The sequence below is a fragment of the Kribbella sp. NPDC031520 genome (assembly GCF_055580825.1).
Genome location: NZ_JBVIKS010000001.1, coordinates 491,441 through 516,583 on the forward strand (window position 1 = coordinate 491,441; position 25,143 = coordinate 516,583).

Sequence of the window (25,143 nt, forward strand, 5' to 3'; positions counted from 1 at the left end):
CGCCCGGAGCGAAGCGAGGACGTCGATGAGCTACACGGGCAAATTCCGCGTCTGGCGCGGGGACTCCGAGGGCGGGGAGCTCAAGGACTACGAGGTCGAGGTGAACGAGGGCGAGGTCGTCCTCGACGTCATCCATCGGCTGCAGGCCACCCAGACCCCGGACATGGCGGTCCGGTGGAACTGCAAGGCCGGCAAGTGCGGCTCCTGCAGCGCCGAGATCAACGGCATGCCGAAGCTGATGTGTATGTGCCGGATGAACACGTTCGCCGAGGACGAGGTCGTCACGGTGACGCCGATGCGGACCTTCCCGGTGATCCGGGACCTGGTCACCGACGTCTCGTACAACTACCAGAAGGCCCGCGAGGTGCCGGCCTTCAAGCCGCCGGCGGACCTCAAGCCGGGTGAGTACCGGATGCAGCAGCAGGACGTGGAACGCTCGCAGGAGTTCCGCAAGTGCATCGAGTGCTTCCTGTGCCAGGACACCTGTCACGTGATCCGGGACCACGAGGAGAACAAGGAGAACTTCTCCGGTCCGCGGTTCCTGATGCGGATCGCCGAGCTGGACATGCACCCGCTCGACGACGCCGACCGGCAGCACGCGGCGCAGGAGCAGCACGGCCTGGGCTTCTGCAACATCACCAAGTGCTGTACCGAGGTGTGCCCCGAGCACATCAAGATCACCGACAACGCGCTGATCCCGATGAAGGAACGCGTCGTCGACCGCAAGTACGACCCGCTGGTCTGGCTCGGCAACAAGATCCGCCGCCGCGCCTGACCGCACCCACCCGTCGAGCGCCCCTGGCCCACCCGCCGGGGGCGCTCCCCATTTGCCTGGCTGACCAAGGAAATGGTGGGTTCTGGAGCCGTATTCAGGGTCCACAACCCCCAACTTGGCTGGTCAGCCGGGCAAATGGGGGCAGGGTCGGCTGGGGGTGGGTCGGCTGGGGGTGGGTCGGCTGGGGGTGGGTCGGCTGGGGGTGGGTCGGCTGGGGGTGGGTCGGCTGGGGGTGGGTCGGCTGGGGGTGAGGTCACCCGCGCGGGGGAGTCGGTGCGGGGTAGGCGACGCCTAGGGTTCCGGGCATGGACGTTGTGGTGTTGCGGCTGGGGAATCTGGTCGTGTTCATGCTGATCTTCGTACCGATCTCGCAGCGGCTGCTAGGGGTGCGGTTCGGGTTCGGCCGGCTGACGATCGGCGCGCTGATCACGCTGAGCGTCTCGGGACCACTGGCGATCGCGATGATCGGCACGCCGCCGTGGACCGGGTCGAACGGCGCCGCGGTCGCGTTCATGGTGCTGATCGCGCTGGCCTCGATGCTCGCCGGGCTGGTGTTCCTGGTGCTGGCGGAGGCGCTGGTACCGACCGGATCGTTGCCGCGGGCACGGGATCTGCGCCGCGACCTGAGCGGCCGGATCGCCCGCACCCGGCGGTACCTGCAGATCCTCCGGATCGCCATCAAGCACGGTCTCGGCCCGTACCTGCGCGGCCGCCGGCGCCCCGGCCGGGAGAACGCCGCCGGCCAGGCGGAGCTCGCCCGCTCACTGCGGCTCGCCCTCGACGAGGCCGGTGTCACGTTCGTGAAGCTAGGCCAGGTGCTCTCGACCCGCGGCGACATCATCCCCGCCTCGGTCGCCGACGAGCTCAGCCGCCTGCAGGACCAAGTCACACCCGCGCCGTGGCCGCAGATCGAACAGGTCCTCACAGAGGAACTCGGCGGCCCGATCGCCCAGCTGTACGCCGAGTTCGAGACGAAGCCGCTCGCGGCCGCCTCCGTCGCCCAGGTCTACACGGCCCGACTGCACGCCTCGGCCTCGCCCACACTCCCCGCCGTGTCCTCCCCACCCTCCACGCCCGCCGGAGGCGGGCTCGATGTGGTGGTGAAGGTACAGCGGCCGGGGATCGCGGCTCTGGTGGATCGGGACCTGGATATCGTCCGGCGGCTCGCGCGGCTGCTGGACCGGAACGCCGACTGGGGTCGGGCGATGGGGGTCCGGGCCCTCGCCGACGGGTTCGCGGACGCGATGCGCGAGGAGCTCGACTTCACCGTCGAGGCCGGCAACATGACCACCGTGGCGGCCGGCCGGTCCGTTGCCGCCAGCAATGATCTCGTCGTACCGCGGCTGCACCCGGAACGCAGCACCCGCCGCGTGCTGACCATGCAGCGGCTGGACGGCATCGGCCTCGGGAACGCCCAGCAGGCGATCGCCGACCGCGGACTCGACCCGGCCCGCCTCGGACGAACCCTCTTCGAGTGTCTGCTCGGCCAGGTCGCGATCGACGGCGTCTTCCACGCGGATCCGCATCCGGGCAACTTCCTGCTGCTCGCCGACGGCCGGATCGGCATGCTCGACCTGGGCTCGGTGGGCCGCCTCGACCCGGCCACCCGGGACGCCCTGCAGCGGTTCCTGCTCGCGATCGACCACGGCGACCCGGTGGCCGCCACCGACGCGCTGCTCGAGATCGTCTACCGCCCCGACGTGATCGACGAACGCTCGCTGGAACGTGCCGTCGGACGGTTCATGACCAGGCATCTTGCGGCCGGGGTCTCCCTCGGACCGGCGATGTTCAACGACCTGTTCAAGATCATCACCTCGCACGAACTCGGCGTACCGCCCGAGGTGGCCGCGGTGTTCCGCGCGCTGGCGACGATCGAGGGCACGATCTCGCGGATCTCCCCCGGGTTCGATCTCGTTGCCGCGTCGCGGCAGTTCGCCACCGCGCATGTCACCGACCGGCTCGCGCCGGACGCGATCCGACGTACGGCGACCGAGGAACTCGCGCAACTCCTGCCGATGCTGCGCCGCCTCCCTCGCCGGATCGACCGGATCGCGGCGGCCGCGGAGAGCGGGCGGCTCGGGGTCAACGTACGGCTGCTCGCGGACGAACGCGACCGCCGGCACGTGACGGCCCTGCTGCACCAGGCGCTGCTCGTGATCCTCGGCGCGACCGCGGGCATCATGGCCGTCCTGTTGCTCGGCACACCGGGCGGTCCGCGGATCACCGAGACGATGACGTTGTTCCAGCTGTTCGGCTACAACCTGCTGGTGATCTGCGCGGTGCTCGTGCTCCGCGTCCTGGTGCTGATCTTCCGGCTGCCCGGCAAGGCTTGACTTCAACCTCACTTGAACTTCGACCATAGCGGGCATGACCACGACGACTGAGGCCCGCCCCAAGCTCTTCACCGGACAGCACCTGCCGCTCGTGCTCGGGGTGATCGGGCTCGTCACGCTTGGCGCGTTCGAGAACCGGGCCGTCGGTACGGCGCTGCCGACGATGGTCCGCGAGTTCGACGCGCTCGGCAGCTTCGGCCTCGCCAACGCGGCCCCGAACGCGAGCTACCTGATCTCGCTCGCGGTCGCCGGACTCTGGTCGGACCGCCGCGGCCCGATCCCGACGCTGCGAGCCGGCGCGATCTCGTTCACGCTCGCCCAACTGCTGGTCGGTACGGCGACCGCGATGCCGATGGTGATCGCCGGGCGGCTGCTCAGCGGCCTCGCGGAGGGCCTGCTCGACGTGTCGCTGATGGTGCTCGTCGCGCGGGCGCTACCCGCCGTACTGCGGCCCCGGATGTTCTCGTTGTTCGCCGCGATGTGGATCCTGCCGTCGGTGCTCGGGCCGGTGCTGACCGGGGTGGTGACGGAGGAGTTCGGCTGGCGCTGGGTGTTCCTCGGTGCAGTCGTACTCCTCGTACCGAGCTGGTTGCTGTTGCGTCCGGCGATGCGCCAGACCGCCGACGTGCCGGCGCCCGAGCGTACGGCCGAGGACGCGGCCGAGCTCGAGGCGTGGCGGGCCGCCCTGCCGTGGGCGCTCGCCGCATCCGTTGCGCTGTTCACGATGACCGTTGCGGGTGATCATCTCGAAGCGCATCCGGTGATTGCCGGTACGGCGGTACTCGTCGCGCTGGTGGTGCTCGGACGGGCCGCCGTCCGGGTGATGCCCGCGGGCACGTTCACCGCGCGGCGTGGATTCCCTGCTGTGGTTGCCGTTCGCGGACTCGGCGGTGCCGCCTTCGCCGGGGTCGGCGCGTACCTTCCGCTGCTGTTGACGTTGCAGCACAACTTCAGCCCGTCGAAGGCCGGCGTGACGTTGTCGATCACCGGCGTGTGCTGGGCGTTCGGGTCGTGGCTGCAGGGACGTGAGCACGGGTTCGTGCGGGTCGCCGTACTGCGGACCGGGCTCGCGTTCATGACGGCCGGGTTGCTCGCGACGTCGTTGCTCGCGTGGACCGATGCGACCACCTGGCTCGGCCTGATCGGCTGGGGTTTCGCGGGGATCGGCATGGGCCTCAGCTCGTCGAGCCTGTCGGTGCTGACCCTCGATCTGTCGGACCAGAACAACTCCGGGCGGAACAGCAGCGCCGGTCAGATGGCCGCCACGATGAGCATCGCGACGACGCTCGCGATCAGCGGGACACTGCTCGCGTTCAACGCCGACAACCCGCGGCCGTGGGTGTTCGGCGTGATCATCACAGCTGGTGCGGCCGCCGCGGCCGCGGGCCTGCTGGCCACCGCGCGAGTAGGTCTAGAGTGAGCGCATGGCTGACCTTTTGACCGACGACCAGATCGACCTCGCACTGCGCGACCACCTGCCGAACTGGAAGGTCGTGGACAACGAGCTGGTCCGGACGGTCAAGCGGGACAACTTCCTGGACGGCATCCGCCTGGTCGCGACCGTCGCGCAGCTGGCCGAGTCGATGAACCACCACCCGGACATCGACATCCGCTACACCACGATCACCTTCCGGGTCAGCAGCCACGACGCGGGCGGCATCACCGACGACGACCTGATCCTGGCCCGCCACATCGACACCGCCGCCGGCTGACCGCTTTCCGCCATGGCGCTCGTCGGCCACGGCAAGTGCTGGTTCCGGGTGCCCGGAAGCCCTTACACCTAAGGGATGACCTCACGCCGCCTCGCGATCACCAGCGCCCTGACCGCCCTCCTCACGCTCCTCCCCACGTACGCCGACGCCGCCGACCCCGGCTGGTTCTGGAACCGGCCGCACTGCGGAAAGGTGTACGGCGACGGCTCGGTGACCTTCACCGACACCGACGGCCAGGTTCTCGCGAACACCACCGGCACGCTGCAGGCCGTCACGTACGCGAAGGTCGCCGCCCTGCCGGAACCGAACACGCTGATCAGCATCGGCCAGCGGTCCATCCAGCGCTCGAGCGACGCCGGCTGCAGCTGGCAGTTGCTCGGCAAGGCGCCTGACGACCTCAGCGCGTACGACGTACAGGCCGGACCGGGCGACTCGGCGTACATCTACAGCATCAACGACCAGCCCATCCACCGCGTCCACGGCACGCAGGTCACGACAGTCCTCGGACCGGTGGAGTGGAACGGGCTCGCCACCCTCGACGCGCGGCCCGGGCGGCTGCGGGTGGTGTCGACCAACGGGCAGATCTACGACTCCACCGACGACGGTGCGAGCTGGCAGCGCGTCGGCGTACCGGCTGCTCAGGATCTCTTCCTGTACGACGCTGTGGTGGATCCGCAGAACCCGGACCACATCGTCATCGGGGTGATGTCGGACGGCGTCTACACGACGTACGACGGCGGCCTGAGCTGGACGCGGTCGCGCGCGGTCGAACGGGTGAACGCGTTCAGCCTGACGATCTCATCGGCCGACCCGTCGAAGGTGTGGCTGGAAGGGTACGACCGCGACCGCTCGACCCGCTTCATCTGGCAGTCCGACGACGGCGGCCTGAAGTTCCACGAGGTCCTGGACCAGACCCGGGCCGACCTGATCAACGGCAACCACCTCTGGGCGTCCCCGACCGACCCCGACCTCCTCTACTTCAGCTACGGCACGTCCTTCGCCAACTACGGCGCCGACCTCTACCGCTTCATCCCCTCCACCGGCACCCTCACCAAACACCACAACCCCAACGACGGCATCCCCTCCCTGGCCTTCAATCCCGCGAACCCGAAAATCCTCTACCTGGGCCTGGCCGAGGAGCGCTGAGTCTTGTGATCACGCGGTCCGCCAGGTCGCAGAACGTCTCGAGCTCGGCCGGACTCAGGTCGGCGAACCAGTCCGACACCGCGGCGACGTCACCGGCGTCGCGCTGCCGCCAGTAGGCCGTACCGCGGTCCGTTGCCGATAGCAACTTGCGGCGGCGGTCCGCGGGATCGGGCTCGACCTGCAGAAGTTCCTTGCGCTGCAGGGCCGCCACGATCTGGGCGACGTTCTGATGCGTACTCCCCAGGGCGGCGGCGGCTTCGGCCAGGGACGGCTTCCCCAACGCCTTGACGGCGGTGATCAGCGCGGCCTGCTGCGTGGTCAGCCCATCCGTACGAAGGCGCTCGTCCATCTCGCCGCGCAGCTTCTGGGCCAGCACCAGCGTCGTCCGGAAGGCGCGGACCGGAGCCGCCAGCTCAGACCGCGGGCCGATCCCGAACAACTTCTCGTTCTTGTCACCTGACACCATAGGCAATATATTGCCTTTTACTGTCGAAGGAGGCAACCGTGATCTGCCTGCTGCCGCACTGCGCCTATCTGTCCGAGACCTCCCGGATGCTCGAGCTGCATCGCGCCCTCACCGCCGCCGGTGTGGAGGTCCGCGTCGCCACGCACGGCGGACCTCACGAACGCCTGCTGGCCGCGGCCGGTGTCTCGTACGACGTCCTCGGACCGGGCATGACGCCGGCGCGGGCGGCACGCTTCGTGGCGTCGGCAGTCGGCCTCGGGGATCCTCGGCAGAGCATGTACGACGACTCTGAGATCCACAGGTACGTCGCAGCGGAGGCCGAGTACTTCCGGGCCAACCGGATCACCGTCGCCGTGACCGGCTTCACCGTGACGACGCTGCTGTCGTCCCGACTGGCCGGGGTCCGGTTGATCACCGAACATGCCGGCAGTTTCGTACCGCCGATCTTCGAACGTCGCCTGCTCCCGGCGCCGGCCCAGCCGGTCGACCCGCGCTTGAAGCACGCCCCTGACTGGCTGACACGCTTCCTCGTCAACCGGATACCTCAACGGACGACCGCGTACGGCGGCGGTTTCAACCGCGTGGCCACGCGGCTCGGTGTGGAAGGTGTCCCGAGCCTGGCAGCGCTCCTGCTCGGCGACCTCGCTCTCGTCCCGGAGATACCCGAAGTGCTCGGAGTCCAGGCCGGCGAGCTCGCAGCCTGGCGGCCGGGCAGGGGCTACCGGCCCGGCTCACGACTCGCGACGGTCGGACCGCTGTTCGCACAACTGGACATCCCGATGCCCGCGGAGGCGCAGAGGTTCCTCGACCGGCCCGGTCCCACGATCTACCTCGCGCTTACGTCGACCCCGGCCGAGCAGCTCCGGCGGGCGATCGCCGACCTCAGCCGGCTCGACGTACGCATCCTGGTCGCCGGCACCGTTCACGAGCTCGGCGATCTGGCCACCGACCGCATCCGGATCGAGGGTGTCCTGCCCAGTCACCTGGTCATGCCTCAGGTCGACCTCGCCGTGACGACCGGCGGACAAGGCAGCGTCCAGACAGCCATGGCCACCGGTACACCGCTCCTCGGCATCCCACTGCACCTCGAGCAGGACCTGAACGTCGACCTCGTCGAACGCCTTGGAGCAGCCCGCCGCGCACGCACCGGCAACCTGGCCGACCTGGCCGCGCGCATGCTCACCGACCCCGGACACCGCGAAGCCGCCGAACGAATCCAGAAGCTGTACGCCGCCGTCGACGGCCCATCCGAAGCCGCCGCCCTAATCACCCGACACCTCTGAGCAGCCGCCTTTCCGGAACATTTCCGGCGGTATTTGCCGGATTCTTTCCGAAGATCACGCCTCGCGTATGCCGATCAGTACGCCCTCGCTGTCGCGGAGGTAGCTGAGGTGGCCGATGCCGGGGAGTTCCTGGATTTCGCCGACGGGAGTGCCGCCTGCTGCGCGGGCGGCCTCCAAGGTCGCCGCGACGTCGTCGACCTCGATCCAGGCGATCGTGGGCTGTGACTGGTAGCGGTTGCTCATGATCGCGCCGTCGATGCCCTGGCCCGGGCCGGTCTGCGCCAGCAGGTAACCGTCCGGTACGGGAGCCGGCGTCACCTTCCACCCGAAGACCTCCCGGTAGAACCCGGCGGCCCGATCGTGGTCCTCGGCAACTATCTCGACGTGGATGATTCGTCCCATGCCCTGATCGTCACGCATCCCCAGGGCGCTCGTCTTGGACGGATCTTCCATGCATCAGCGCCGCGATCCCGTTCTGTACGGCGCGGAACGTGGTCGCGCTGACGCCGGTGTACTTCTTGAAGTCCCGGGCCGCGTGCGCCTGGTCGTAGTACCCGTGCAACGCGGACAACGTCGCCGCCGCATCCGCCGGACCGCCCAGCAGGTCGCCGACGAAGTGGTAGTACCGGCGGATCTCGGCGTACTGCTTCGGTGCGATCCCCACGCTCCGACGGAACAGCCTGTACAAGGTGCTGTACGACGTACCGCACCGCCGTACGACCTCCGCCACCGCGACCTGCCCGCGCAACTCGTCGATCGCCCGTACCGCCTCGACAACGACCGGAGGTACGTCGACGTCCGTCAACCGCGCCGCGAGGAACCCGGCCAACCGCTCAGCCCGCCCCTCCCCGAACGGCACTGCCCGCAACTCCCCCACCAACCCGGCCACCGCCTCCGCGCCGACCCAGTCCGAAAGCTCCCGCACCGAGTCCACCAACGCCGGCAACCCGAACGCCGCGAGCCCCCACGGCGTGAACTCGACCCCCGCATAACTCGACGTACCGACCTGCCCGAGCACCTGCGGCCGCGTCATCACGCCGAACACCGCTGCCGCGTTCACCCACTCCGCGCCCGTCAACGGATCGTGCCGCGTCCCCGGGTCCGCCAACGCCACGGCCAGCCCGGGCCGCCCGTCCGGGATCAGGATGTCCCGCCGTACCTCGGTCAGCGGCGGGGACTCCACCAGCCACACATGCTCGACCACTGCCCGCAACCGTTCCGGCACCGGAAACCGCTGGTAGTTCACACCTCAGATCGTAAGGTTCTGGCGGCCGTTACATCGGTTACCGTTGACCAGTGACAACTGCTGAGGAGTACCGGCTGCTGGGGTTTTCGGAGCTCGATCGGGAGGCGGCGGAGGCGTTCACGCCGGATCCGGTGGCGGTGAAGGAACTCGCCGACCAGCTCCGGGCCGCGGTCGGGAAGCTCGGAAGCGAACCCGAGCCGACCTTTCCGGAGGACCCGCGGAACTCGGTGCAGGCGTACCTCGACACGGTGCCGGACATCCGCCGGTTCCACAGCGAGCGCGGCATCCCGGACGACATCAGCTGGGCCTCGCTCGCGGACCTCGGCCAGCAGCTCAAGGTCAACCGCCGTACGCACGGTGACTACGGCCTCGAGACGCACTGGTGGTTGCGGCACTTCTGGAACGGGCAGATCTACTGGCTCGGCCGGCTGCAGTACATGCTGTACGAGGTCACCGAGATGGACCCGGTCCCGGGCGTCGAGACCGGCGAGTGGGTGATCGGCGTACACATCCCGGAGACCGGCCCGCTGACGCCGGAACTGGTCGACGACAGCCTGCAGCAGGCGCGTGAGTTCTTCCCGCGGTACTTCCCGGAGCACCCGGTGCGGATCGCGACGCTGTGGTCGTGGCTGATCGACCCGTACCTGCTCGACCACCTGCCGCAGGACTCGAACATGGTGAAGTTCGGCCGCCGGTTCACGCCGTACGGTACGCCGGTCGACAGCCAGGACAGCGCGATCTTCTTCACGTTCCGTACGCACGGCACCGACCACCTCGACGAACTCCCGCAGGACACCACGTTGCAGCGGCTCGTCGTCCAACGGATCAAGGACGGCGGCACCTGGCAGAGCGGTTTCGGCTACCTGACCCTATGACGGCCGGATTTGCGGACCCGGTACGCCGTTCTTCGCCAGCCAGCCTGCCAGCTCCATGTTCGACACGCACCGGACGTCGGGCTGCCTGCACGTCTCCAGTACGAACTGGGTAAGCGCGTCGGAGTACACGCTGTTGTTCCAGTGATTGAAGTGGTTTCCGAGGAACAGCGGTGGGTTGCCGCTCGCCCGTGAGACGGCCAGCGCGGCCCGGTACGTCGCCAGCACCTGCGCCTTCATCGCCGGTGCCTGCGCGATCGGGGCCTTCCGCGCCTGTGTCTGCGCGTACCAGAGGTTGTAGTCCATCGTCAGCGTCTTCTTCGCGGTGCCCGCCAGCGTCACCGATTCGAGCGGGAAGTTCCACACGCCGTTCGCCTTCCGAGGCCAGGCGATGTACCCGGGCGCGGACGCGTCGTACAGCATCCCGCGCTGCGCCATCGCGAGCCGGTACGCGGCCCGGTTGCCCTCCAGGCACGGCGTCCGCATGCCCTTCACCGTCGACGGGTCGAACGGCGGCGCGACCGTCCTGCCCGCGGCCAGCGACGGGCCGGTCCGCACCATCTGGTCGAACGCGCTCAGCTCGGCGGTCCACTGCGCGGTGGTCCAGCGGCCGATGCCGTTCGTACCGCAGAAGTGGCCGTTGGCGTGCGTACCGATCTCGTGGCCCTCGGCGATCGCGTCCCGCAGGACCTTCGTACGGCCGAGGATGTTCGGGGTGTCGCCCCAGCCGATGTCGGACGCGCCCGGCTGCTGGTACGGCGGCTTGTAGTCGCTGCGGTGGCTCTGCGGGTAGAGGTACGGGCCGGAGAGGAAGAACGTCATCCGCGCGTTGACCTGCTTGGCGACGGCTCGCCAGTGCGCCCACAGGCCGAGGTCGCCGGCGCCGTCGAACGAGACGACGACGAAGAGCGGCGGCTTGCCGTTGGGCAGCCGGCCCGGGAACGACCGCAGGACCGGAGCCGCGGCAGGAAGGCTCTCAGGTGGATGCGTCGTTGGAGTCGTCGAGGGAGGTGTGGACGGCTTCCTCGACGGCTTACCTGTGGGTTTCGCACTGGTCGGCGTCGGAGCACCTTCTAGTGGTACGTCGGCACATCCGGCCAGGACCGCCGCGAAGACAACCGCAACGGCCGCGAGGTTTGCCCCAGGCCTAACCACGCGTCTACTGACGCACAGAAGCCCCGAAAGGTTGTCCTGGGACACGCCCCGGCACGGAAACCGGAGCGGTGATCGTTAAGCCCCTGTGACCTTCGCCGCGCGGCGCCTGTTCATGATCCGGCGGGAGGTCTCGACGGCGAGTCCGATCACCGCGGCCAGGCTCAGGCTGAACGCGAGCCCCTTCAGTTGGTCGTGCGCGAACGCGTCACCACCGAGATATCCGAGCATCGCGACGTACGTGTACGCGATCGTCACGCCGAAGAACGTGAACACCAGGAACTTCTTGAACGAGTACCGCGTCGCGCCGGCGGTCAGCGTCGCGACCATCCGCGCGCCGGGGACGTAGCGGACCGTCATCAGAATCAGACCGCCGCGCTTGTGGAGTGTCGTGGAGACCCGCTCGTAAAGCTGCTGGCGGCGCTCCTGGCGCTTCATCCAGCGGTGCAGCGCCGGACCGGAGCCACGGCCGAGGAGATAGCAGAACGACTCACCGATCACCGATCCGGCCATCGCGACCGCGATCACCAGCGGCAGGTTCTGGTGGCCGGCGGCCGCGGCCATCCCCGCGGTGATCACCATGCCCTCGCTCGGCACGACCGGGAACACCGCGTCGACCGCAGCGGCGACAAACAGGATCAGCAGCAGCCAATGCGAGGTCATTGCGGCGCTCAGCAGGTGTCGCGCGACCTCCATCAACTCCGTCACCCCGAAAGGATGCCATTGCAAGTCAAGATCGCCGCAATCCCATCGATGTCATTTCACCCGATGTTCAGAGCAGTACGGGCAGTTCGCGGATCGCATTCATCAGCAGGCTGGGGTGCCGCGGCGGGTCCTGCTCGGGTACGGCGAGCCGCAGCCGCGGGAACCGTTCGAACAGCATCCCGAGCGCGATCCGCCCCTCCAACCGGGCCAGTGGAGCTCCGAGGCAGTGGTGGATCCCGTGCCCGAAGGCGAGATGCGCCGAGTCGGACCTGGTGATGTCGAGCTCGTCGGCGCGCTCCACCTTCCGGACGTCCCGGTTCGCCGGCAGCAGCGCGAACACGATCACGTCGCCGGCCTCGATCCGCCGCCCGGAGATGTCGATCCGCGCGCGGGCGACGTACGGAATCGCGGCCTGCAGCGGGCCGTCGTACCGCAGGAGCTCCTCGACGGCGGCGGGCAGCCGTTCCGGCTCGGCCTTCAGCAGCTCGAGCTGCTCCGGATGCCGCAGCAGAGCGTTCACTCCGTTACTGATCAGGCTGACTGTCGTCTCGTGACCGGCCGCGAGCAGCAGGAACACCATCGACGTGAGCTCATCCTCGCTCAGGCGATCGCCGTCTTCCTGTACGGCGATCAGCCCGGACAGGAGGTCGTCCGTCGGGGACCGGCGCTTCTGCGCGATCAGGTCGTGGACGAACGCGAGCATCAGCGTGACCGCCTCGACGTACTCCTGCTCCGTATGCACGGCCGCGTTGACCAGCACCGCCGACCAGCGGCGGAAGTCGTCGCGGCGCACCGCCGGGATGCCGATCAGCTCACAGATCACGGTGATCGGCAGCGGGTAGCTGTACGCGTCCACCAGATCCACCGGCCCGTCCGCGCCCTCCATCCGGTCGAGCAGACCGGCGGCGATCTCGCGGATCCGTGGTTCGAGGGCCTCGATCCGGCGGCGGGTGAACGCGGCGGCGACGAGCTTGCGCAACCGGGTGTGATCGGGTGGGTTGAGGTTCAGCATGTGCTGCTCGGTGCTCGCGATCAGGTCGTCCATCACGGCGTCCCGGTGCGGACCCTCCATCGCCGAACGGACAACGTCCGGATGCGCGAGCAGTTCGCGGGTTTCGGCGTACCCGGTGACGAGCTGGACGGGTACTCCGGTGAACATCGTGAAGCGCTGGACGGGACCGGTGGAGGCAAGGTCCTCGAAGCCCCAGTGCCGGGCGATTCCGCTGGTCTCGGTGAACGGCTGACGCATCTCGCCAGCGTACGGGCTTGACAGAACACTTAACCAGTTGGTGAAGTGTTACCCGTGCTGACGACGACGTTCGGGGCGCTCGCGGATCCGACCAGGCTGGCGATCGTGGGCCGGTTGAGCCGCGGCGAGGCGACCATGGGTGAGCTCGCCGCGCCGCACCAGGTCACGCTGCCCGCGATCACCAAGCACGTCCGGGTGCTCGTCGACGCGGGGCTGGTGAGCCGGCGGCGGAGCGGGCGGACCGTGGTCTGCACGCTCCGGACCGAGGCGATCTCCGAGGTCGGGCAGTGGCTCGGCGACCTCACGTCGTACTGGAACAGCACCGTCGACCGGTTGGAAGAGCTCCTGCGAGAGGATGACGATGGACACTGAGATCCGGATCGAAAGGGTGCTCCCGGCAACGATCACCCGGGTGTACGACGCCTGGACGCGGACCGATCTGCTCGTCCGGTGGTACTGCCCGAACCCACAGCTGGAACTGAAGGTGCGGGCCGACGTTCGCGCGGGCGGGTCGTACGTCGTCGAGATGGGGCCGCACGTGGTGCGCGGTACGTACCTGGAGGTCGTACCGCCGACGCGGCTGGTGTTCAGCTGGAAGTGGGACGGTACCGACGACGCGCCGACCCGGGTCGAGGTCGAGCTGACCGAGGTACCGGAGGGCACCCGGATGCAGCTCAGCCACACCGGGTTCGCGACCGCCGAGGACGCCGCGAACCACCGGACAGCCTGGGACCCGGAGCTCGACCGGCTCGCCGACCTGCTCGCGCCGGTGTCGCCGTAGCCGGTCAGCGTTCCGCGGCCCGCCCCCGGAAGCGGTCGAGCACCAGGACCAGCACGACGGTTGCCGCGAGCAACACCACCGCCTCGGCCGCCGCGACGAACGCCTGCCCGCGGTCGGTCAGCGCGAAGATGCTCACCGGCAACGTCCGCCAGGACGCGGGGTAGACCATGATCGTCGCGCCGACCTCGCCCATCGACAGCGCCACCGACAGCCCGGCGGCCGAGGCGATCGCGGGCAGCAGCATCGGTATCCGGACCCGCCACAGGACGCGGGCCGGCGACGCGCCGAGGGATGCGGCGACATCGGCGTACGACGGATCGATGCGCTGCAGCGCCGCCGATACAGTTCCGTAGCTGAAGGCAACCATCAGGACGAGGTGGGCGATCACCACGATCCACTTGGTGCCGTTCAGCATGACCGGCTGCCGGGAGAACGCGACCAGCAGACCGAGCCCGACGACCACCGACGGTACGGCGCTCGGCAGGTGATGCAGCGCATCGGCGAGCTTGGCGAAGCGGGTGTTCGCGGCCGAGAGTGCACCCCAGGTCCCGAAGAGGACCGCGAGCAGCCCGCCCATGAACGCCGTCTGCAGGCTCACCGAGAGCGAGGCGAGCTCGTCGCCGGAGAGGGCCTGCTGGAGATGGCTGGTGGTCGGGTGTGACGGGAGTACGCCGTTCCACGAGCCGGCGAACGCGGCCGCGATCACCACCAGGAACGGGGCCAGCACGAGTACGCCGAAGACCACGGCAACCAGATCAACCCGCACCACCACACCCGCCAACCCATCCACAGAACAGGAAACCCGATTGGAGTCCCCCCGCCACTGCACTCCGATCACCCGGCCGGCCAAGCCCTCAGCCGCCCCCAGCCGGACTGCGTGCGGCCGGATGCACAGCAGGGTCTTGCCCGGTTCTGCTTGTAGGCCTGGGATCTCGTGGCCTGCGACTTTGACGGCGCCGCCGGTGACCTCGGCGGGCAGCAGGTTCGCCCCGCCTAGGAACGACGCGGTGAACGCCGACGGCGGAGCGGCGTACAACTCGGCGGCAGGCGCCACATCCACCAGCCTGGCGTCTCGCATGACGGCGATCCGATCGGCGAGAGCGAGCGCCTCCGCCTGATCGTGGGTCACGTAAACGATCGCGATGTCCGGCACCTCCCGCCGGAGCTTCTGCAGTTCACCGAGCATGTCCGCACGCAGCTGGGCATCAAGCGCCGCCAACGGCTCGTCCAGCAACAACACCGGCGGCCGGATGGCGAGCGCCCGCGCGATAGCCACCCGCTGCTGCTGCCCACCCGACAACTCCCGCGGGAACCGCCGCGCGTACGCCGTCATCCCCACCATCTCGAGCATCTCGGCAACCCGCGCCGCCACCTCCGACCTGGGCTTCCGTGCCGCCCGCAAGCCGAAAGCAACGTTGTCGAACACCCGCAGATGCGGGAACAACGCGTACTGCTGGACCACCACCCCGATCCCCCGCCGGGCCGGCGGCAGCTCGGTGACGTCGCGACCGCCCAGCCGGATCCGCCCACGCGACGGCCGGACGAACCCGGCCACCGCCTTCAGCGCGGTCGACTTCCCGGACCCGGACGGCCCGAGCAACGCGACCGTCTCACCGGCCGCGACGCTCAGGTCCAGTCCTTCCAGCGCGATCGTACGGCCGAACCGCACCGTCACGTCCTCGAGCTGAACCGTCATCCCACAGCCTTGGTGTACGCCGCGACATCGGCATCCAGGTCGGTCAGCACCGCGGCCCAGTCTGGCTGCCACACCTCGACACCTGCGGTCGCCTTCTGCACCGAGGTGAAGTTCGCATCGGTCGGCTTCACGTCGTCCCGCGCCGGCAACCCGAACGCGTCCTGCGAGATCGTCTGCTGCGCGTCCGTCGACAGCAGGTACTCCATCAACTGCTTGCCGCCGTCGGCGTTCGGCGCACCCGCACCGAGCCCCATCACGTACGGCAGCGCCAGCGTCGTGCGCTTCCCGTCCTTGGTCGCCGGGAAGAAGATGCTGAACGCCGACTTGTCGTTCGCGATCGACGCCGCGTTCATCTGCACGTCGCCGTTCGCGACCAGCAGTTCGCCCTTGCTCACCTTCGGCTGCAGCTTGCCGGTCGACGCGGACGGTCCGACGTTGTTGGCCTCGAGCTTCTTCAGGTAGTCGAGCGCACCGTCCTTGCCGAGCAGGTGTTGGAGCAGCAGGAGGACGGCGGTACCGTCACCGGCCTGACCCGGCGTCGAGTACTGGAGCTTGCCCTTGAACTTCGGGTCGAGCAGGTCGTCGAACGTCTTCGGCGTACCGGCCTGGGCGTTCGCGATGAAGCACAGGTAGTTGTCGACGACCGTGACGTAGTCGTCGCCCTTGACGCCCTTCACGTGGTCCGAGCCCGGTACGTCGTACTTCTGCAGCAGCCCGTCCTTGTCCGCCTTCTGGATGAACGGCGGCAGCGTGACGACGACGTCGGCCTGTGGGTTGGACTTCTCCTTCTGCAGGCGCGACACGACCTCACCGGAGCCCGCCTCGACGGTCTGGACCTTGAGCCCGGTCTTCTGGGTGAACGCGTCGAACCGGGTCTTGTACCAGTCGGCGAGACCGTCCGCGGTGTAGACGGTGACAGTCTTCTTGGCTCCGTCGCCGGTGGACGCGGCGCCTGTTCCGCCACAGGCGGCGGTCGCGGCGAGTACCAGGGCGGCAGTGAGCAAACCAGGGAGCAGGGCCTTCGGTCGAGGAGCAGGCCGGGCAGGTCCCGGACCGACTCGAGTACATGGGTGGCGCCGGCGGCGCTGAGCTGTTCGTTGCCGTGGGCACCGGTCAGGACGCCGGCCACGATCCCGGCGCCGGCCCGGATCCCGGTCGTCATGTCGTAGGCGGTGTCCCCGGTCACGGCCACGTTCTGGACGCCGTCGGCGCGCAGCTCGAGCAGCGCCTTCAGCACCATGTCCGGGTACGGTCTGCCGCGGCCCGCCTGTGCCGGGCAGAGAGTGAGGTCGGCCAACTGCTGCCAGCCGAGGGCGGTCAGGATCCGGTGTTGGGTGGTCCCGGAGAAGCCGGTGGTCAGGCAGACCTTGATCCCGGCGTCCCGGAGGTTCTGGATCGCGTCGGCGGCACCGTCGATCGGTGCCAGCCCGTCCTCGATCAGTTCGCCGTACGCCGCCTCGAACGCCGCGTTGGCCTGCTGCGCCGCGTCCTCGGCGCCGAGCAGCGCGCGGAACACGGTGATCTTGGACTCGCCCATCGTGGCGCGCACATGCGCGATCATCTCGTCGTACCGCGGCGTCCCCACCTCGATGCCCTGGGCCCCTATCGCGGCCGTGAACGCCCGCTCGACCAGCCCGTCGTCGGCAACGGTCGTCCCCGCCATGTCGAGCACAGCCAGCTGAATCATGCCGGGATCCCTTCGAACGAAGCCTCAGCGATCGCCGGCGACATGGTCATCCCGCGTCCACCCGGACCGGTGACGAGATGCACGCCCGGGGCAACTTCCCGCCGGACAACCACCTCGTCGCTGGTTGCCTGCGAGTACACCCCGGCCCATCTGCGCGTGATCGGCGGCAGGTCCCGTCCGAGAATGCTTTCGACGACCTCCCGCAGGTAGTCGTACGGATCACTCTGTACGTCGAACCCGAACGGCTCCTGGTATTCGTGGGTGTCACCAATCGTCAGCCCACCGTGCGTCCGCTGCACCATCAGCAACTGCATCCTGTGCTCCGCCGCAATCGGCTCCTGCGGCGGCAGCTCAGCAAGCGCGGGACTGTTGTAGGCCGGGTAGTACCGGAAGCTGTCCCCGTCCGCGACCGCCGTCGTGAGCGTGTCGTCGAGCGGGGCCGTCTGCATCATCTGCAGCCGCACCCGCCGTACCGGCAGGTCGTCGGTCAGCTCGCGGATCAGCCCGCCGTGCCACGCGCCCGTACACAGGAAGACCAGATCGCCCGCGTGGACGTCGCCGTGGTCGTCGACGACCTGGCCGGTGCGGACGTTGCGCACCTCCCGTCCACCGAGGAACTGGTAGCGGTTCGACTTGTGCAGCTCGGCGCGGAGCGCCGGCAGTACCTCACGCGGTTCGACGATCGCGTCCCGGGAGCACCACAACGCACCCCGCAGGTCACCCCGCAAGGCCGGGTTGCGTTCGCGGGTCTGCTCCGCGTCGAGCAGCTGGAAGCCGCGCGCCGCAGCGTCCGGCCGGACCGCAGCCTCCTCGGCGACCGCGAGCTCGGGCTCGCTGCGGCAGACCGTCAGCGATCCGGCGGTCCGGACGCTGATCCCGGGTACGTCGGCCCACAGGTCCCGGGCGCGCTGCGCCAGCTCGACCTCGGCACCGTCGGCGCGGCCGCTGACCCAGACGAGGCCGAAGTTCCGTACGCTCGCGCCGCGCGCCTCGAGTTCTCGTTCCAGGTGCACGACGTCGTGCCCACGCCGTACCGCCTGCCAGGCGTGGAACGTACCCAGCACGCCACCACCCACCACAACCACCCGCACATCCGCTCCTCTCGTCGGGACCAAGATTGGTCCGGACCAATGAAGAGCGCATGCGGGACAGCCGTCCTACGGGTAAACCGTCGGCAAACAGTCGGATGGCGGACGCCCAGGCCACCACAATCCGGCCGGCCTGACGTGCCGCAGCGTGCGAGTGCGCCGAGAGGCGCGATTGTGATGGCCTGGCGGTCCGCCTCAGGGGCGGAGGATCGCCCGGAAGCCGACGCGGTCGCCGCGGTAGAGGGAGCGGACGACCTCGATCGGGTCGCCGGCGACGTCGCGGCTGTTGCGGTGCAGGAGGAGCATCGGAAGGGACTGGGTGGCCTTCAGCAGCTCGGCCTCGCGCGGGGTGGCGATGACGGTCTCCACCAGCTCCTCGCCCTCGCCGAACTGCACGCCGAGCTGATCGGTCAGGCAGCGGTACAGCGAGCCGGTCGGCTCCAGCACCTCGCGCAGCGTCGGGAAACGCGCGATCGAGAGGTACGTCGTCTCGAGCCCGATCGGCTGCCCGTCCGCGAACAACACCCGCTCGAGCCGGTGGACCGGATCACCCTCCGCGATCTTCAACTGCTCCGCGAGCTCGACGTCCGCCACCACCTCGTCGAACGCGACCACCTCACGCCCAGGCGTATGCCCCTGCGCCCGCAGCGCCTCCGTATAGCTGACCAGCGCCAGCGGCTGCACCAGCTTCGGCGTCGCGACGAACGTCCCCTGCCCCTGCCGCGCCCGCAACCGGCCGTCCGCGATCAGCTCCCGGATCGCCTGCCGCATGGTCCACCGCGACACCCCGAAGTCCTTCGCCAGCGCCCGCTCCGGCGGCAGCGCGGCCCCTTCCCCCAGCCGCTCGACGACCTCGATCAACCGGGTCTTGACGACAAAATGCAGCGGCTCACTCACCCAACCGACAATATCCGCACAAAGGTCGAGCCCCGGGCGGCAACCCGGGGCGACCTCAATCGGATGGGTGGACGGCTTTTCAGCTGCCGGACTTGCGCCGGAACTGGCGCTTCTGCTTGTCGTTGTGCGCTTCGCCGACACCCTGACCGCGGGCCCCGCTTCCGGGGTGCGAGTGGTTGCCCGCGTTCTTCTTCTCGAGCGCTTCCCGAAACTTCTTCTGCAGATCGTCCGCCGGCTCGCTGGACTTCTCGCTCATACCGTCTCCTTCAAACCGTAGGCGTACGGACCCAACCTAACCGAGGGTGAGCACCGACGGCGAGCGAATACCGGCCTGTGGAAAACCTCCGGGCCCGGGCGAGCCGCGATGTTAGGTTCGCCGTACCGCCGAGGAGGGGAGACACAATGCTGGTGAGCAACGAGGCGCTGCTCGGGATCGCGCTGGTCGAGCTGGGCCTGGTGATCGTGCCGGGGCCGAACATGATCTACCTGATCTCGCGCTCGATCGCGCAGGGCCGCCGCGCCGGGCTGATCTCGCTGGCCGGCGTCGGTCTCGGCTTCCTCACCTACTTGCTCGCGGCAAGCGCCGGGCTCGCGACCCTGTTCGCGCTGGTCCCGGAGATCTACCTGACGCTGAAGCTGGCCGGCGCGGCGTACCTGCTCTGGCTCGCCTGGCAGGCCTTCCGTCCCGGCGGTACGTCGGTGTTCGCGACCCAGGAGCTGGAACCGGACCGCCCGCGCAAGCTGTTCGGGATGGGCCTGCTCACCTGCCTGCTGAACCCGAAGATCGCGATCCTCTACATCTCGCTGCTCCCGCAGTTCCTCGACCCGTCCCGCGGTCACCTAGGCCTGCAGAGCCTGATCCTCGGCCTCGGCCAGCTGACCGTCGGCGTGGTGATGAACGGGGTCTTCGTGATCACCGCCGGCTCGGTCGCGGTGTTCCTGTCCCGCCGCCCGACCTGGATGCGCATCCACCGCTACCTGACCGGTACGGCGCTCGCCGTCTTCGCGCTCCGCCTCGCCACCGATCGGGCCCGCCCACTCGCCTCGCACTAGCACCGTCGGACCCGCTGACTACCGTTGCGCGGGATGAACGATTTCGTTGCCTCGTCCGTCGGCCGGCTGGTCGCTGCCTGGAACACCGGGCCGGTCGCCGCGCTCGTCGCCGAGCGCGATCTGCCCCCGATCACCGAGGAATACCTGCGCGACACCTTCCCCTGGTCGCGCGCGGAGCAGGCCGTCCGTGCGCTGACCTCGCACTTCGCGGCGGCCCGATTCGCCGACGAGGTCGAGTACGGCGTACTCCTCGTCCCCGATCCGTCGAAGCTCGACACCCGGGCGCCACTTCCGCTCGACGTCCGCCCGACGCCGGAGCCGGATGTGTTCGACGAGCGCCTGCCGGCCGGGGTCACGCTGCCCGGCGACGACCCGTGGCACCTCGTCGTGAGCGTGATCGGATCGTACGGTCCGTCGCTCGGCAGCTACAACGACGTCAAGGCCTCGAACGGCTGCGTGGTCGACGGGCAGGACACGCGGACGTGGATGACGCGGCAGTTGTGGGGTGCGCGGGTGCTGCAGTGCGGAGCGACGCCGCCCGACTGCGAACACAACGAGCGGTGGACGTTCACGCTGTTTCCCGGTGAAGAACTCGTCGACAGCCAGGCCGAGTCCGGGACGGTACTGAAGGGCAAGGTCCGCTTCCGCCTGGGCAAGCCGGACCGCGGAATCGGCTCAGCTCGAGTCGCCCCTGCAGTGCGGGTCTAAATCGTGTGCGGGGTGCCAGGTGGTCCCGGGATACTGCTGGGCGTGATGCACGAGGGTCAATTGGACGTGACGGTCGAACTGGTCGAAGGGCTGGTCAAGGAGCAGTTCCCGGAGTGGAGCGCGCTAGCGGTCCGCTCCGTACCGTCGCACGGGACGGTCAACGCGGTGTTCCGGATCGGCGAAGAATTCACCGCGCGGCTTCCGATTCAGCCCGGCGATCCGGCGGCGGTCCGGCAGGAGCTCGAGGACGAGGCGGAGGCGGCGCGGCGGTTGCGCGCGATGTCGACGTACCCGACGCCGGAGCCGGTCGCCATCGGTGCACCCGGCATGGGTTTTCCACTGCCGTGGGCGGTGCAGACGTGGGTGGACGGCACGATCGCGTACGACGCCGATGTCGCCGGGGCCACCGGGTTCGCCGAGGATCTTGCGCGGTTCGTGCTCGCGCTGCGGTCGCAGCCGACCGAAGGACGTACGTTCAACGGCCAGTGGCGCGGTGGGATGCTGCCGTCGCAGGACGAGTGGGTCGCGGAGTGCCTGGACCGCAGTCGCGGGATGATCGACGTGGACGGACTCACCAAGTTGTGGGCCGACCTGCGCACGACGCCGCGAACCGAGCCGGACGCGTGGACCCATCGCGACCTGATGCCGGGCAACCTGCTCGTGAAGGACGGCCGGCTGGCCGGAGTGATCGACGTCGGCATGTTCACGGTGTCGGACCCCGCGATGGACCTGCAGCCCGCGTGGAACCTGCTCGACCCGACGGCGCGTACGGCGTTCCGCGCGGCGCTCGGCGCTGACGACGACGAGTGGCGCCGCGGGATGGGCTGGTCGTTCGCGCAGGCGATCGGCTGCCTCTGGTACTACGTCGAGACCAACCCGGTCATGTCCCGCACCGCCCACGAGACCCTGACCGCACTGCTCAAAGCTTCCTAGCCACGAACACGAGCTCCTTGCCCGGCCGGTCGGGAGCATCCCGTACGTCGTCGACCGCGAACCCGGCCGCGGTCAGCGACTGCTCGACCTCGTCCCGCTCGCGGAACCACAGCGTCGAGTCGGACGTGAGCACGGCACCGTCGGACGAGAAGACGTACCTGGCGCGGAAGGTCACGTACGGCAACTTGACCTCGACCAACTCGGTCCACACCTCGACCGTCTCGTCACCGATCCGCCGTACCTGATGGGTGTGCTCGCGGGTCCACTCCTCCCACGCCCGCCGCGCCGGGACCCTGGTCTCGAACACGAACCGCCCACCGGGCTCGAGCGCCGCATGCACCCCGCGTACGGTCGCCGCCCACTCGTCTGCGGTCAGGAACACCTGGGCCACATTGCCCGTCATCAACGCAAGCTCCACCTGCATCGGCGGCAACGTCGTCGCGTCCCCGTGGATCCACGTCACCCGCTCAGCAAACTCCTTGCCCCGAGCAACCTCCAGCGAAGCCGCCGCCGGATCCACCCCGGTCACATCCACCCCGGCACCCGCGAGCAGGCAGGCCAACTCCCCCGTCCCACACCCCACGTCGAGCACCCGGTGCACGCCGAACTCACCGACCATCGCCGCGTAGTGCTCCAGATCCTCCCTCCCCGTCTCGAGCACGTCGTACAACGCCACCAACCGAGGCTCTCCGAACAAGGCATCAACCATGTCGGGGACGCTATCCGCCCCCCCGTGGTCCGGCGACTGATTTTGCAGCCCGACAGGACGTATACCTCTATGCACAGCCGCCCGCACGCCGCAGCAGGTCCTGCGGACCCCGCGATGAGGCCACACCTCCTGTCGTCCTGCAGATCCTCACGAAGTCGCGCCGCTGTACCGGCGCAACCCGGCGCGCCAAGCAAACACCGCAAGCCCGGCCGCACCACCCGCGGCTGCAACTCCGGCGGCGAGCACGCCTGGCTCTGGGCCGCGGAGTAGGGCCGTGGAGGGGACGCTCGCGATCAATGCCATCGGGAGAACATAGGTGAGGAGGATGCGGAGCGGGCGGGCGAAGACGTCGGTCGGGTAGCGCCCGAGTTGCCACGCTGAGTGGTAGAAGACGTCCAGCTGCAGCTTCGGCGCCCAGAACGCCAAGCAGGCCAGCAGTACGCTCAACGCCCACGTCACCACGATCCCCGCCACGACCAGCACCAGCCAACTCGCGACCCCGCCCACAGTTGGTGGGTGGTCCGCGATCCCCCAGCCGAGGACAGCGAAGCCGAGGACGACCTGGATCAGCTGCAGCGGCGACGACAGCGACAGACTGGACAGGAACAAACTCGATGCCGGCTGCAACAAGTACGCGTCGAGCTTTCCGTTCCGGATGCCGGTTTCCGGGAACCACGACAGGTTCGGATCGACGAACGTCGTCCGCAGCCCGGTGATCAACTGGTACGTCCCGATCAACACCAGGAACTCCGCCTTCGACCAGCCCGCCAGCGTGTCCGCCCGGGTGAACACGATCAGCACGGCCGCGATCGCCGTGCCGAGACCGGTGAACGCCAGCAGTACGTCGAACACCAGGTTGACGCGGAACGCGATACTGCGGCGCAGCGACATCGAGAAGCCCGCGCCGAACAGCCGAAGCAGCTTCACGATCCCACCGCCGTGTACCGCCGTACGCCGGCCCGCCACAGCACCACGACCACGCCGACCAGAACGATCACCCACACCAGCTGATACCCGAGCGATCCGCCCGCCGAGGTCCCGGCCGCGACCGAGGCCGGCAACCCGTTCATCCCGTAGAACGGCAACACCTCCGCGACCCGCCGCCACCCCTCCGGCAGCACCCCGATCGGCGCCGCCGTACCACCGAGCAGGAACATCACCTGCCCGCCGAACCCCACCACCGCATGGACCCGATCCGTCCAGAAAGCGGTCAGCGACAACAGGAACGTCCACAGAAAAGCGAGTGCCGCCGCGAGCATCAGGTACGGCACCGAACGCAGCACCGCCCACCAGTCGAACCCGACCCGCAACCAGACCGCGGTGAGCAGGACGATCGGTGCCCCGAGCAACGTCAACCAGCCGCGGATCGCCAGGTTCGTCCCGAGTACGCCGAGCACGACCGGCTGCGGCCGGAGCAACTCGTGGCTCAGCGTTCCGTTGTAGATCGTTTCCGAGAACGTGTGCTGCTCGAACGACTCCGTCATCAACGTGACGAGAATGACCGCGACGTAGTACCGCCCGATCGCCGGATCGTCCGGGTACACCGCCGACCACACGAACAACCCGATCAACGGCGCGACGACAGCCTGCACCACAAGCGTCAGCAGGAACCACCACGCGCCGGACCACTCCAGCACCTCCTGCCGCAACCGGAACCCGAGCAGTACTGCGGTCCTCATCGCAGGCCCTTCCGGTACGCCTGGTCGATGACCTTCTCCAGGGGCGGTTCCTCGACGGCGAGATCGACCACGTCCAACGCCTGCAGCAAGCGGCCCGTCGTACCGGCGATGTCGTCCCGCGGCACCCGCAGTACCCACTGCCCGTCTGCCTTCTCGACCACCTCACCGAAGCCCGACGGATCCCCCGGCGTCGAGATCCGGATCAGCTTGTACGGCGACAACCGGGCGGACAGCTCCGCCAGCGGGCCGTCGTACTGGACCTTGCCCTTGTCGATCAGGATCAGCCGCGGGCACAACGACGCCACGTCGGCCATGTAGTGGCTGGTCAGTAGTACGGTCGCACCGGTCTGCTCGACGTACTGCTGGACGAACTCCCGGATCAGGCTCGCGGCGCTGACGTCCAGCCCGATCGTCGGCTCGTCGAGGAACAGCACCTCCGGCCGGTAGCTGAGCGCCATCGCGAGGCCGACCCGCATCCGCTCGCCGAGGCTGAGGGCGCGGAGCTGCCGCTCGAGCAGGGGCTCGAGATCGAGGAGTGCCTCGAGTTCGGCGAGGGTACTGCGGAACGCCGGGCGCGGGATCTCGTACAGCAGCCGCTGGTACTCCAGCGAGTCCATGACGGTCAGCTCCTGCGAACCGCCGACGGGCTGGCTGCCGCGGACGAACGCGATCCGCTTCAGGAACGGCGACTTCCGCCGCCACGGGGTCGATTCGAGGACAAGGACGGTGCCGGCGGTCGGGTAGAGGATGCCGGACAGGATCTTCATCGTCGTGGTCTTGCCGGCGCCGTTCGGCCCGATGAACCCGGCCACCTCGCCGCGGGCGATCGTGAACGAGACGTCGTCGAGCGCTTGGACGGTCTTGTACTCGCGCCGAACCAGCGACCGGAACGCGGCCCGCAACCCGCCTTTGCGGACGGGAGCGCGGTAGGACATCGACAGGTTCTCCACCTCGACAGCAGTCATGACGCCGA

27 protein-coding genes and 1 pseudogene are annotated in these 25,143 nt (G+C 68.9%); 12 read left to right on the top strand and 16 right to left on the bottom strand.

What is annotated here, in order from left to right; genetic code table 11:
- The first annotated feature begins 25 nt into the window (after positions 1 to 25).
- The 5 genes from ACZ5BU_RS02380 to ACZ5BU_RS02400 all read left to right on the top strand — a co-directional run bounded on the left by ACZ5BU_RS02380 (position 26) and on the right by ACZ5BU_RS02400 (position 5,966).
- On the top strand, positions 26 to 775 hold the full coding sequence (locus ACZ5BU_RS02380) for a succinate dehydrogenase/fumarate reductase iron-sulfur subunit (protein WP_465694904.1): 750 nt from the start codon (positions 26 to 28) through the stop codon (positions 773 to 775).
- A gap of 305 nt (positions 776 to 1,080) precedes the next feature.
- Positions 1,081 to 3,108: an ABC1 kinase family protein gene (locus tag ACZ5BU_RS02385; protein ID WP_465694905.1), complete on the top strand. Its 2,028-nt coding sequence runs from the start codon at positions 1,081 to 1,083 to the stop codon at positions 3,106 to 3,108.
- Positions 3,109 to 3,142: 34 nt separating this feature from the next.
- Positions 3,143 to 4,528, top strand: coding sequence for an MFS transporter (locus tag ACZ5BU_RS02390; protein WP_465694907.1), 1,386 nt, complete (start codon positions 3,143 to 3,145; stop codon positions 4,526 to 4,528).
- Between the two features lie 4 nt (positions 4,529 to 4,532).
- Positions 4,533 to 4,820: a 4a-hydroxytetrahydrobiopterin dehydratase gene (locus ACZ5BU_RS02395; protein ID WP_465694908.1), complete on the top strand. Its 288-nt coding sequence runs from the start codon at positions 4,533 to 4,535 to the stop codon at positions 4,818 to 4,820.
- A 75-nt stretch (positions 4,821 to 4,895) separates the two neighbouring features.
- Positions 4,896 to 5,966: a WD40/YVTN/BNR-like repeat-containing protein gene (locus tag ACZ5BU_RS02400; RefSeq protein ID WP_465694909.1), complete on the top strand. Its 1,071-nt coding sequence runs from the start codon at positions 4,896 to 4,898 to the stop codon at positions 5,964 to 5,966.
- On the opposite strand, the gene ACZ5BU_RS02405 is transcribed toward ACZ5BU_RS02400, so the two are convergent.
- Positions 5,914 to 6,432: a MarR family winged helix-turn-helix transcriptional regulator gene (locus ACZ5BU_RS02405; RefSeq protein WP_465694911.1), complete on the bottom strand. Its 519-nt coding sequence runs from the start codon at positions 6,430 to 6,432 to the stop codon at positions 5,914 to 5,916. The genes ACZ5BU_RS02400 and ACZ5BU_RS02405 overlap by 53 nt on opposite strands.
- A 38-nt stretch (positions 6,433 to 6,470) precedes the next feature.
- On the opposite strand from ACZ5BU_RS02405, the gene ACZ5BU_RS02410 reads away from it, so the two are divergent.
- Positions 6,471 to 7,715 carry a glycosyltransferase gene (locus ACZ5BU_RS02410; RefSeq protein WP_465694912.1) on the top strand — a complete coding sequence of 415 codons (1,245 nt, stop codon included), beginning with the start codon at positions 6,471 to 6,473 and terminating at the stop codon, positions 7,713 to 7,715.
- 54 nt (positions 7,716 to 7,769) lie between these two features.
- On the opposite strand, the gene ACZ5BU_RS02415 is transcribed toward ACZ5BU_RS02410, so the two are convergent.
- Positions 7,770 to 8,117: a VOC family protein gene (locus ACZ5BU_RS02415; protein ID WP_465694913.1), complete on the bottom strand. Its 348-nt coding sequence runs from the start codon at positions 8,115 to 8,117 to the stop codon at positions 7,770 to 7,772.
- Between the two features lie 10 nt (positions 8,118 to 8,127).
- Complete coding sequence (locus ACZ5BU_RS02420) at positions 8,128 to 8,961, bottom strand: helix-turn-helix domain-containing protein (protein WP_465694915.1); 834 nt, start codon at positions 8,959 to 8,961, stop codon at positions 8,128 to 8,130.
- Positions 8,962 to 9,011: 50 nt separating this feature from the next.
- On the opposite strand from ACZ5BU_RS02420, the gene ACZ5BU_RS02425 reads away from it, so the two are divergent.
- The gene (locus ACZ5BU_RS02425; protein ID WP_465694917.1) at positions 9,012 to 9,836 is read left to right on the top strand and encodes an acyltransferase domain-containing protein; all 825 of its coding nucleotides are present in this window, start codon (positions 9,012 to 9,014) and stop codon (positions 9,834 to 9,836) included.
- Here ACZ5BU_RS02425 and ACZ5BU_RS02430 read toward each other — a convergent pair.
- The 3 genes from ACZ5BU_RS02430 to ACZ5BU_RS02440 form a co-directional block, all read right to left on the bottom strand.
- On the bottom strand, positions 9,831 to 10,988 hold the full coding sequence (locus ACZ5BU_RS02430; RefSeq protein WP_465694918.1) for a polysaccharide deacetylase family protein: 1,158 nt from the start codon (positions 10,986 to 10,988) through the stop codon (positions 9,831 to 9,833). The two genes, ACZ5BU_RS02425 and ACZ5BU_RS02430, sit on opposite strands and share 6 nt — an antisense overlap.
- Positions 10,989 to 11,063: 75 nt before the next feature.
- Complete coding sequence (locus ACZ5BU_RS02435; RefSeq protein ID WP_465694919.1) at positions 11,064 to 11,693, bottom strand: DedA family protein; 630 nt, start codon at positions 11,691 to 11,693, stop codon at positions 11,064 to 11,066.
- Between the two features lie 64 nt (positions 11,694 to 11,757).
- Positions 11,758 to 12,939, bottom strand: coding sequence for a cytochrome P450 family protein (locus ACZ5BU_RS02440; protein WP_465694921.1), 1,182 nt, complete (start codon positions 12,937 to 12,939; stop codon positions 11,758 to 11,760).
- A gap of 54 nt (positions 12,940 to 12,993) precedes the next feature.
- Between ACZ5BU_RS02440 and ACZ5BU_RS02445 the strand changes: the two genes are divergently transcribed.
- Both ACZ5BU_RS02445 and ACZ5BU_RS02450 read left to right on the top strand, forming a co-directional pair.
- The gene (locus ACZ5BU_RS02445) at positions 12,994 to 13,311 is read left to right on the top strand and encodes an ArsR/SmtB family transcription factor (protein ID WP_465694922.1); all 318 of its coding nucleotides are present in this window, start codon (positions 12,994 to 12,996) and stop codon (positions 13,309 to 13,311) included.
- Entirely contained in the window at positions 13,301 to 13,720 is a 420-nt protein-coding gene (locus ACZ5BU_RS02450) for an SRPBCC family protein (RefSeq protein ID WP_465694923.1), read from the top strand. The genes ACZ5BU_RS02445 and ACZ5BU_RS02450 overlap by 11 nt, the downstream gene beginning before the upstream one ends.
- A 4-nt stretch (positions 13,721 to 13,724) precedes the next feature.
- Here the strand turns inward: ACZ5BU_RS02450 and ACZ5BU_RS02455 are convergent, their stop codons facing one another.
- From ACZ5BU_RS02455 to ACZ5BU_RS02480, 6 genes and pseudogenes are all read right to left on the bottom strand, one after another.
- Positions 13,725 to 15,416, bottom strand: coding sequence for an ATP-binding cassette domain-containing protein (locus ACZ5BU_RS02455; RefSeq protein WP_465694925.1), 1,692 nt, complete (start codon positions 15,414 to 15,416; stop codon positions 13,725 to 13,727).
- Complete coding sequence (locus ACZ5BU_RS02460) at positions 15,413 to 16,420, bottom strand: 2-aminoethylphosphonate ABC transporter substrate-binding protein (protein WP_465694926.1); 1,008 nt, start codon at positions 16,418 to 16,420, stop codon at positions 15,413 to 15,415. Before ACZ5BU_RS02460 ends, ACZ5BU_RS02455 begins: the two co-directional genes overlap by 4 nt.
- 50 nt (positions 16,421 to 16,470) lie before the next feature.
- Positions 16,471 to 17,103, bottom strand: a pseudogene (locus ACZ5BU_RS02465) (HAD family hydrolase); the annotation flags it as partial.
- Positions 17,100 to 18,194: a TIGR03364 family FAD-dependent oxidoreductase gene (locus ACZ5BU_RS02470; RefSeq protein ID WP_465694927.1), complete on the bottom strand. Its 1,095-nt coding sequence runs from the start codon at positions 18,192 to 18,194 to the stop codon at positions 17,100 to 17,102. The gene ACZ5BU_RS02470 and the pseudogene ACZ5BU_RS02465, both read right to left, overlap by 4 nt.
- A 192-nt stretch (positions 18,195 to 18,386) precedes the next feature.
- Entirely contained in the window at positions 18,387 to 19,088 is a 702-nt protein-coding gene (locus ACZ5BU_RS02475) for a GntR family transcriptional regulator (RefSeq protein ID WP_465694928.1), read from the bottom strand.
- Positions 19,089 to 19,167: 79 nt separating this feature from the next.
- Complete coding sequence (locus tag ACZ5BU_RS02480) at positions 19,168 to 19,344, bottom strand: DUF5302 domain-containing protein (protein ID WP_465694929.1); 177 nt, start codon at positions 19,342 to 19,344, stop codon at positions 19,168 to 19,170.
- A gap of 146 nt (positions 19,345 to 19,490) precedes the next feature.
- On the opposite strand from ACZ5BU_RS02480, the gene ACZ5BU_RS02485 reads away from it, so the two are divergent.
- The 3 genes from ACZ5BU_RS02485 to ACZ5BU_RS02495 are packed head-to-tail and all read left to right on the top strand — an operon-like array spanning position 19,491 to position 21,782.
- Positions 19,491 to 20,141: a LysE family translocator gene (locus tag ACZ5BU_RS02485; protein ID WP_465694931.1), complete on the top strand. Its 651-nt coding sequence runs from the start codon at positions 19,491 to 19,493 to the stop codon at positions 20,139 to 20,141.
- Positions 20,142 to 20,174: 33 nt separating this feature from the next.
- Positions 20,175 to 20,849: a hypothetical protein gene (locus ACZ5BU_RS02490; protein ID WP_465694932.1), complete on the top strand. Its 675-nt coding sequence runs from the start codon at positions 20,175 to 20,177 to the stop codon at positions 20,847 to 20,849.
- Positions 20,850 to 20,894: 45 nt separating this feature from the next.
- Positions 20,895 to 21,782: an aminoglycoside phosphotransferase family protein gene (locus tag ACZ5BU_RS02495; RefSeq protein WP_465696696.1), complete on the top strand. Its 888-nt coding sequence runs from the start codon at positions 20,895 to 20,897 to the stop codon at positions 21,780 to 21,782.
- On the opposite strand, the gene ACZ5BU_RS02500 is transcribed toward ACZ5BU_RS02495, so the two are convergent.
- The 4 genes from ACZ5BU_RS02500 to ACZ5BU_RS02515 form a co-directional block, all read right to left on the bottom strand.
- The gene (locus ACZ5BU_RS02500; RefSeq protein ID WP_465694933.1) at positions 21,769 to 22,491 is read right to left on the bottom strand and encodes a class I SAM-dependent methyltransferase; all 723 of its coding nucleotides are present in this window, start codon (positions 22,489 to 22,491) and stop codon (positions 21,769 to 21,771) included. The genes ACZ5BU_RS02495 and ACZ5BU_RS02500 overlap by 14 nt on opposite strands.
- Positions 22,492 to 22,638: 147 nt before the next feature.
- Positions 22,639 to 23,418: an ABC transporter permease gene (locus tag ACZ5BU_RS02505; protein ID WP_465694935.1), complete on the bottom strand. Its 780-nt coding sequence runs from the start codon at positions 23,416 to 23,418 to the stop codon at positions 22,639 to 22,641.
- A complete protein-coding gene (locus tag ACZ5BU_RS02510; protein WP_465694936.1) occupies positions 23,415 to 24,170 on the bottom strand; it encodes an ABC-2 family transporter protein in 756 nt (251 codons plus the stop codon). The genes ACZ5BU_RS02505 and ACZ5BU_RS02510 overlap by 4 nt, the downstream gene beginning before the upstream one ends.
- On the bottom strand, positions 24,167 to 25,135 hold the full coding sequence (locus ACZ5BU_RS02515) for an ABC transporter ATP-binding protein (protein ID WP_465694937.1): 969 nt from the start codon (positions 25,133 to 25,135) through the stop codon (positions 24,167 to 24,169). Before ACZ5BU_RS02515 ends, ACZ5BU_RS02510 begins: the two co-directional genes overlap by 4 nt.
- Between the last annotated feature and the right edge of the window lie 8 nt (positions 25,136 to 25,143).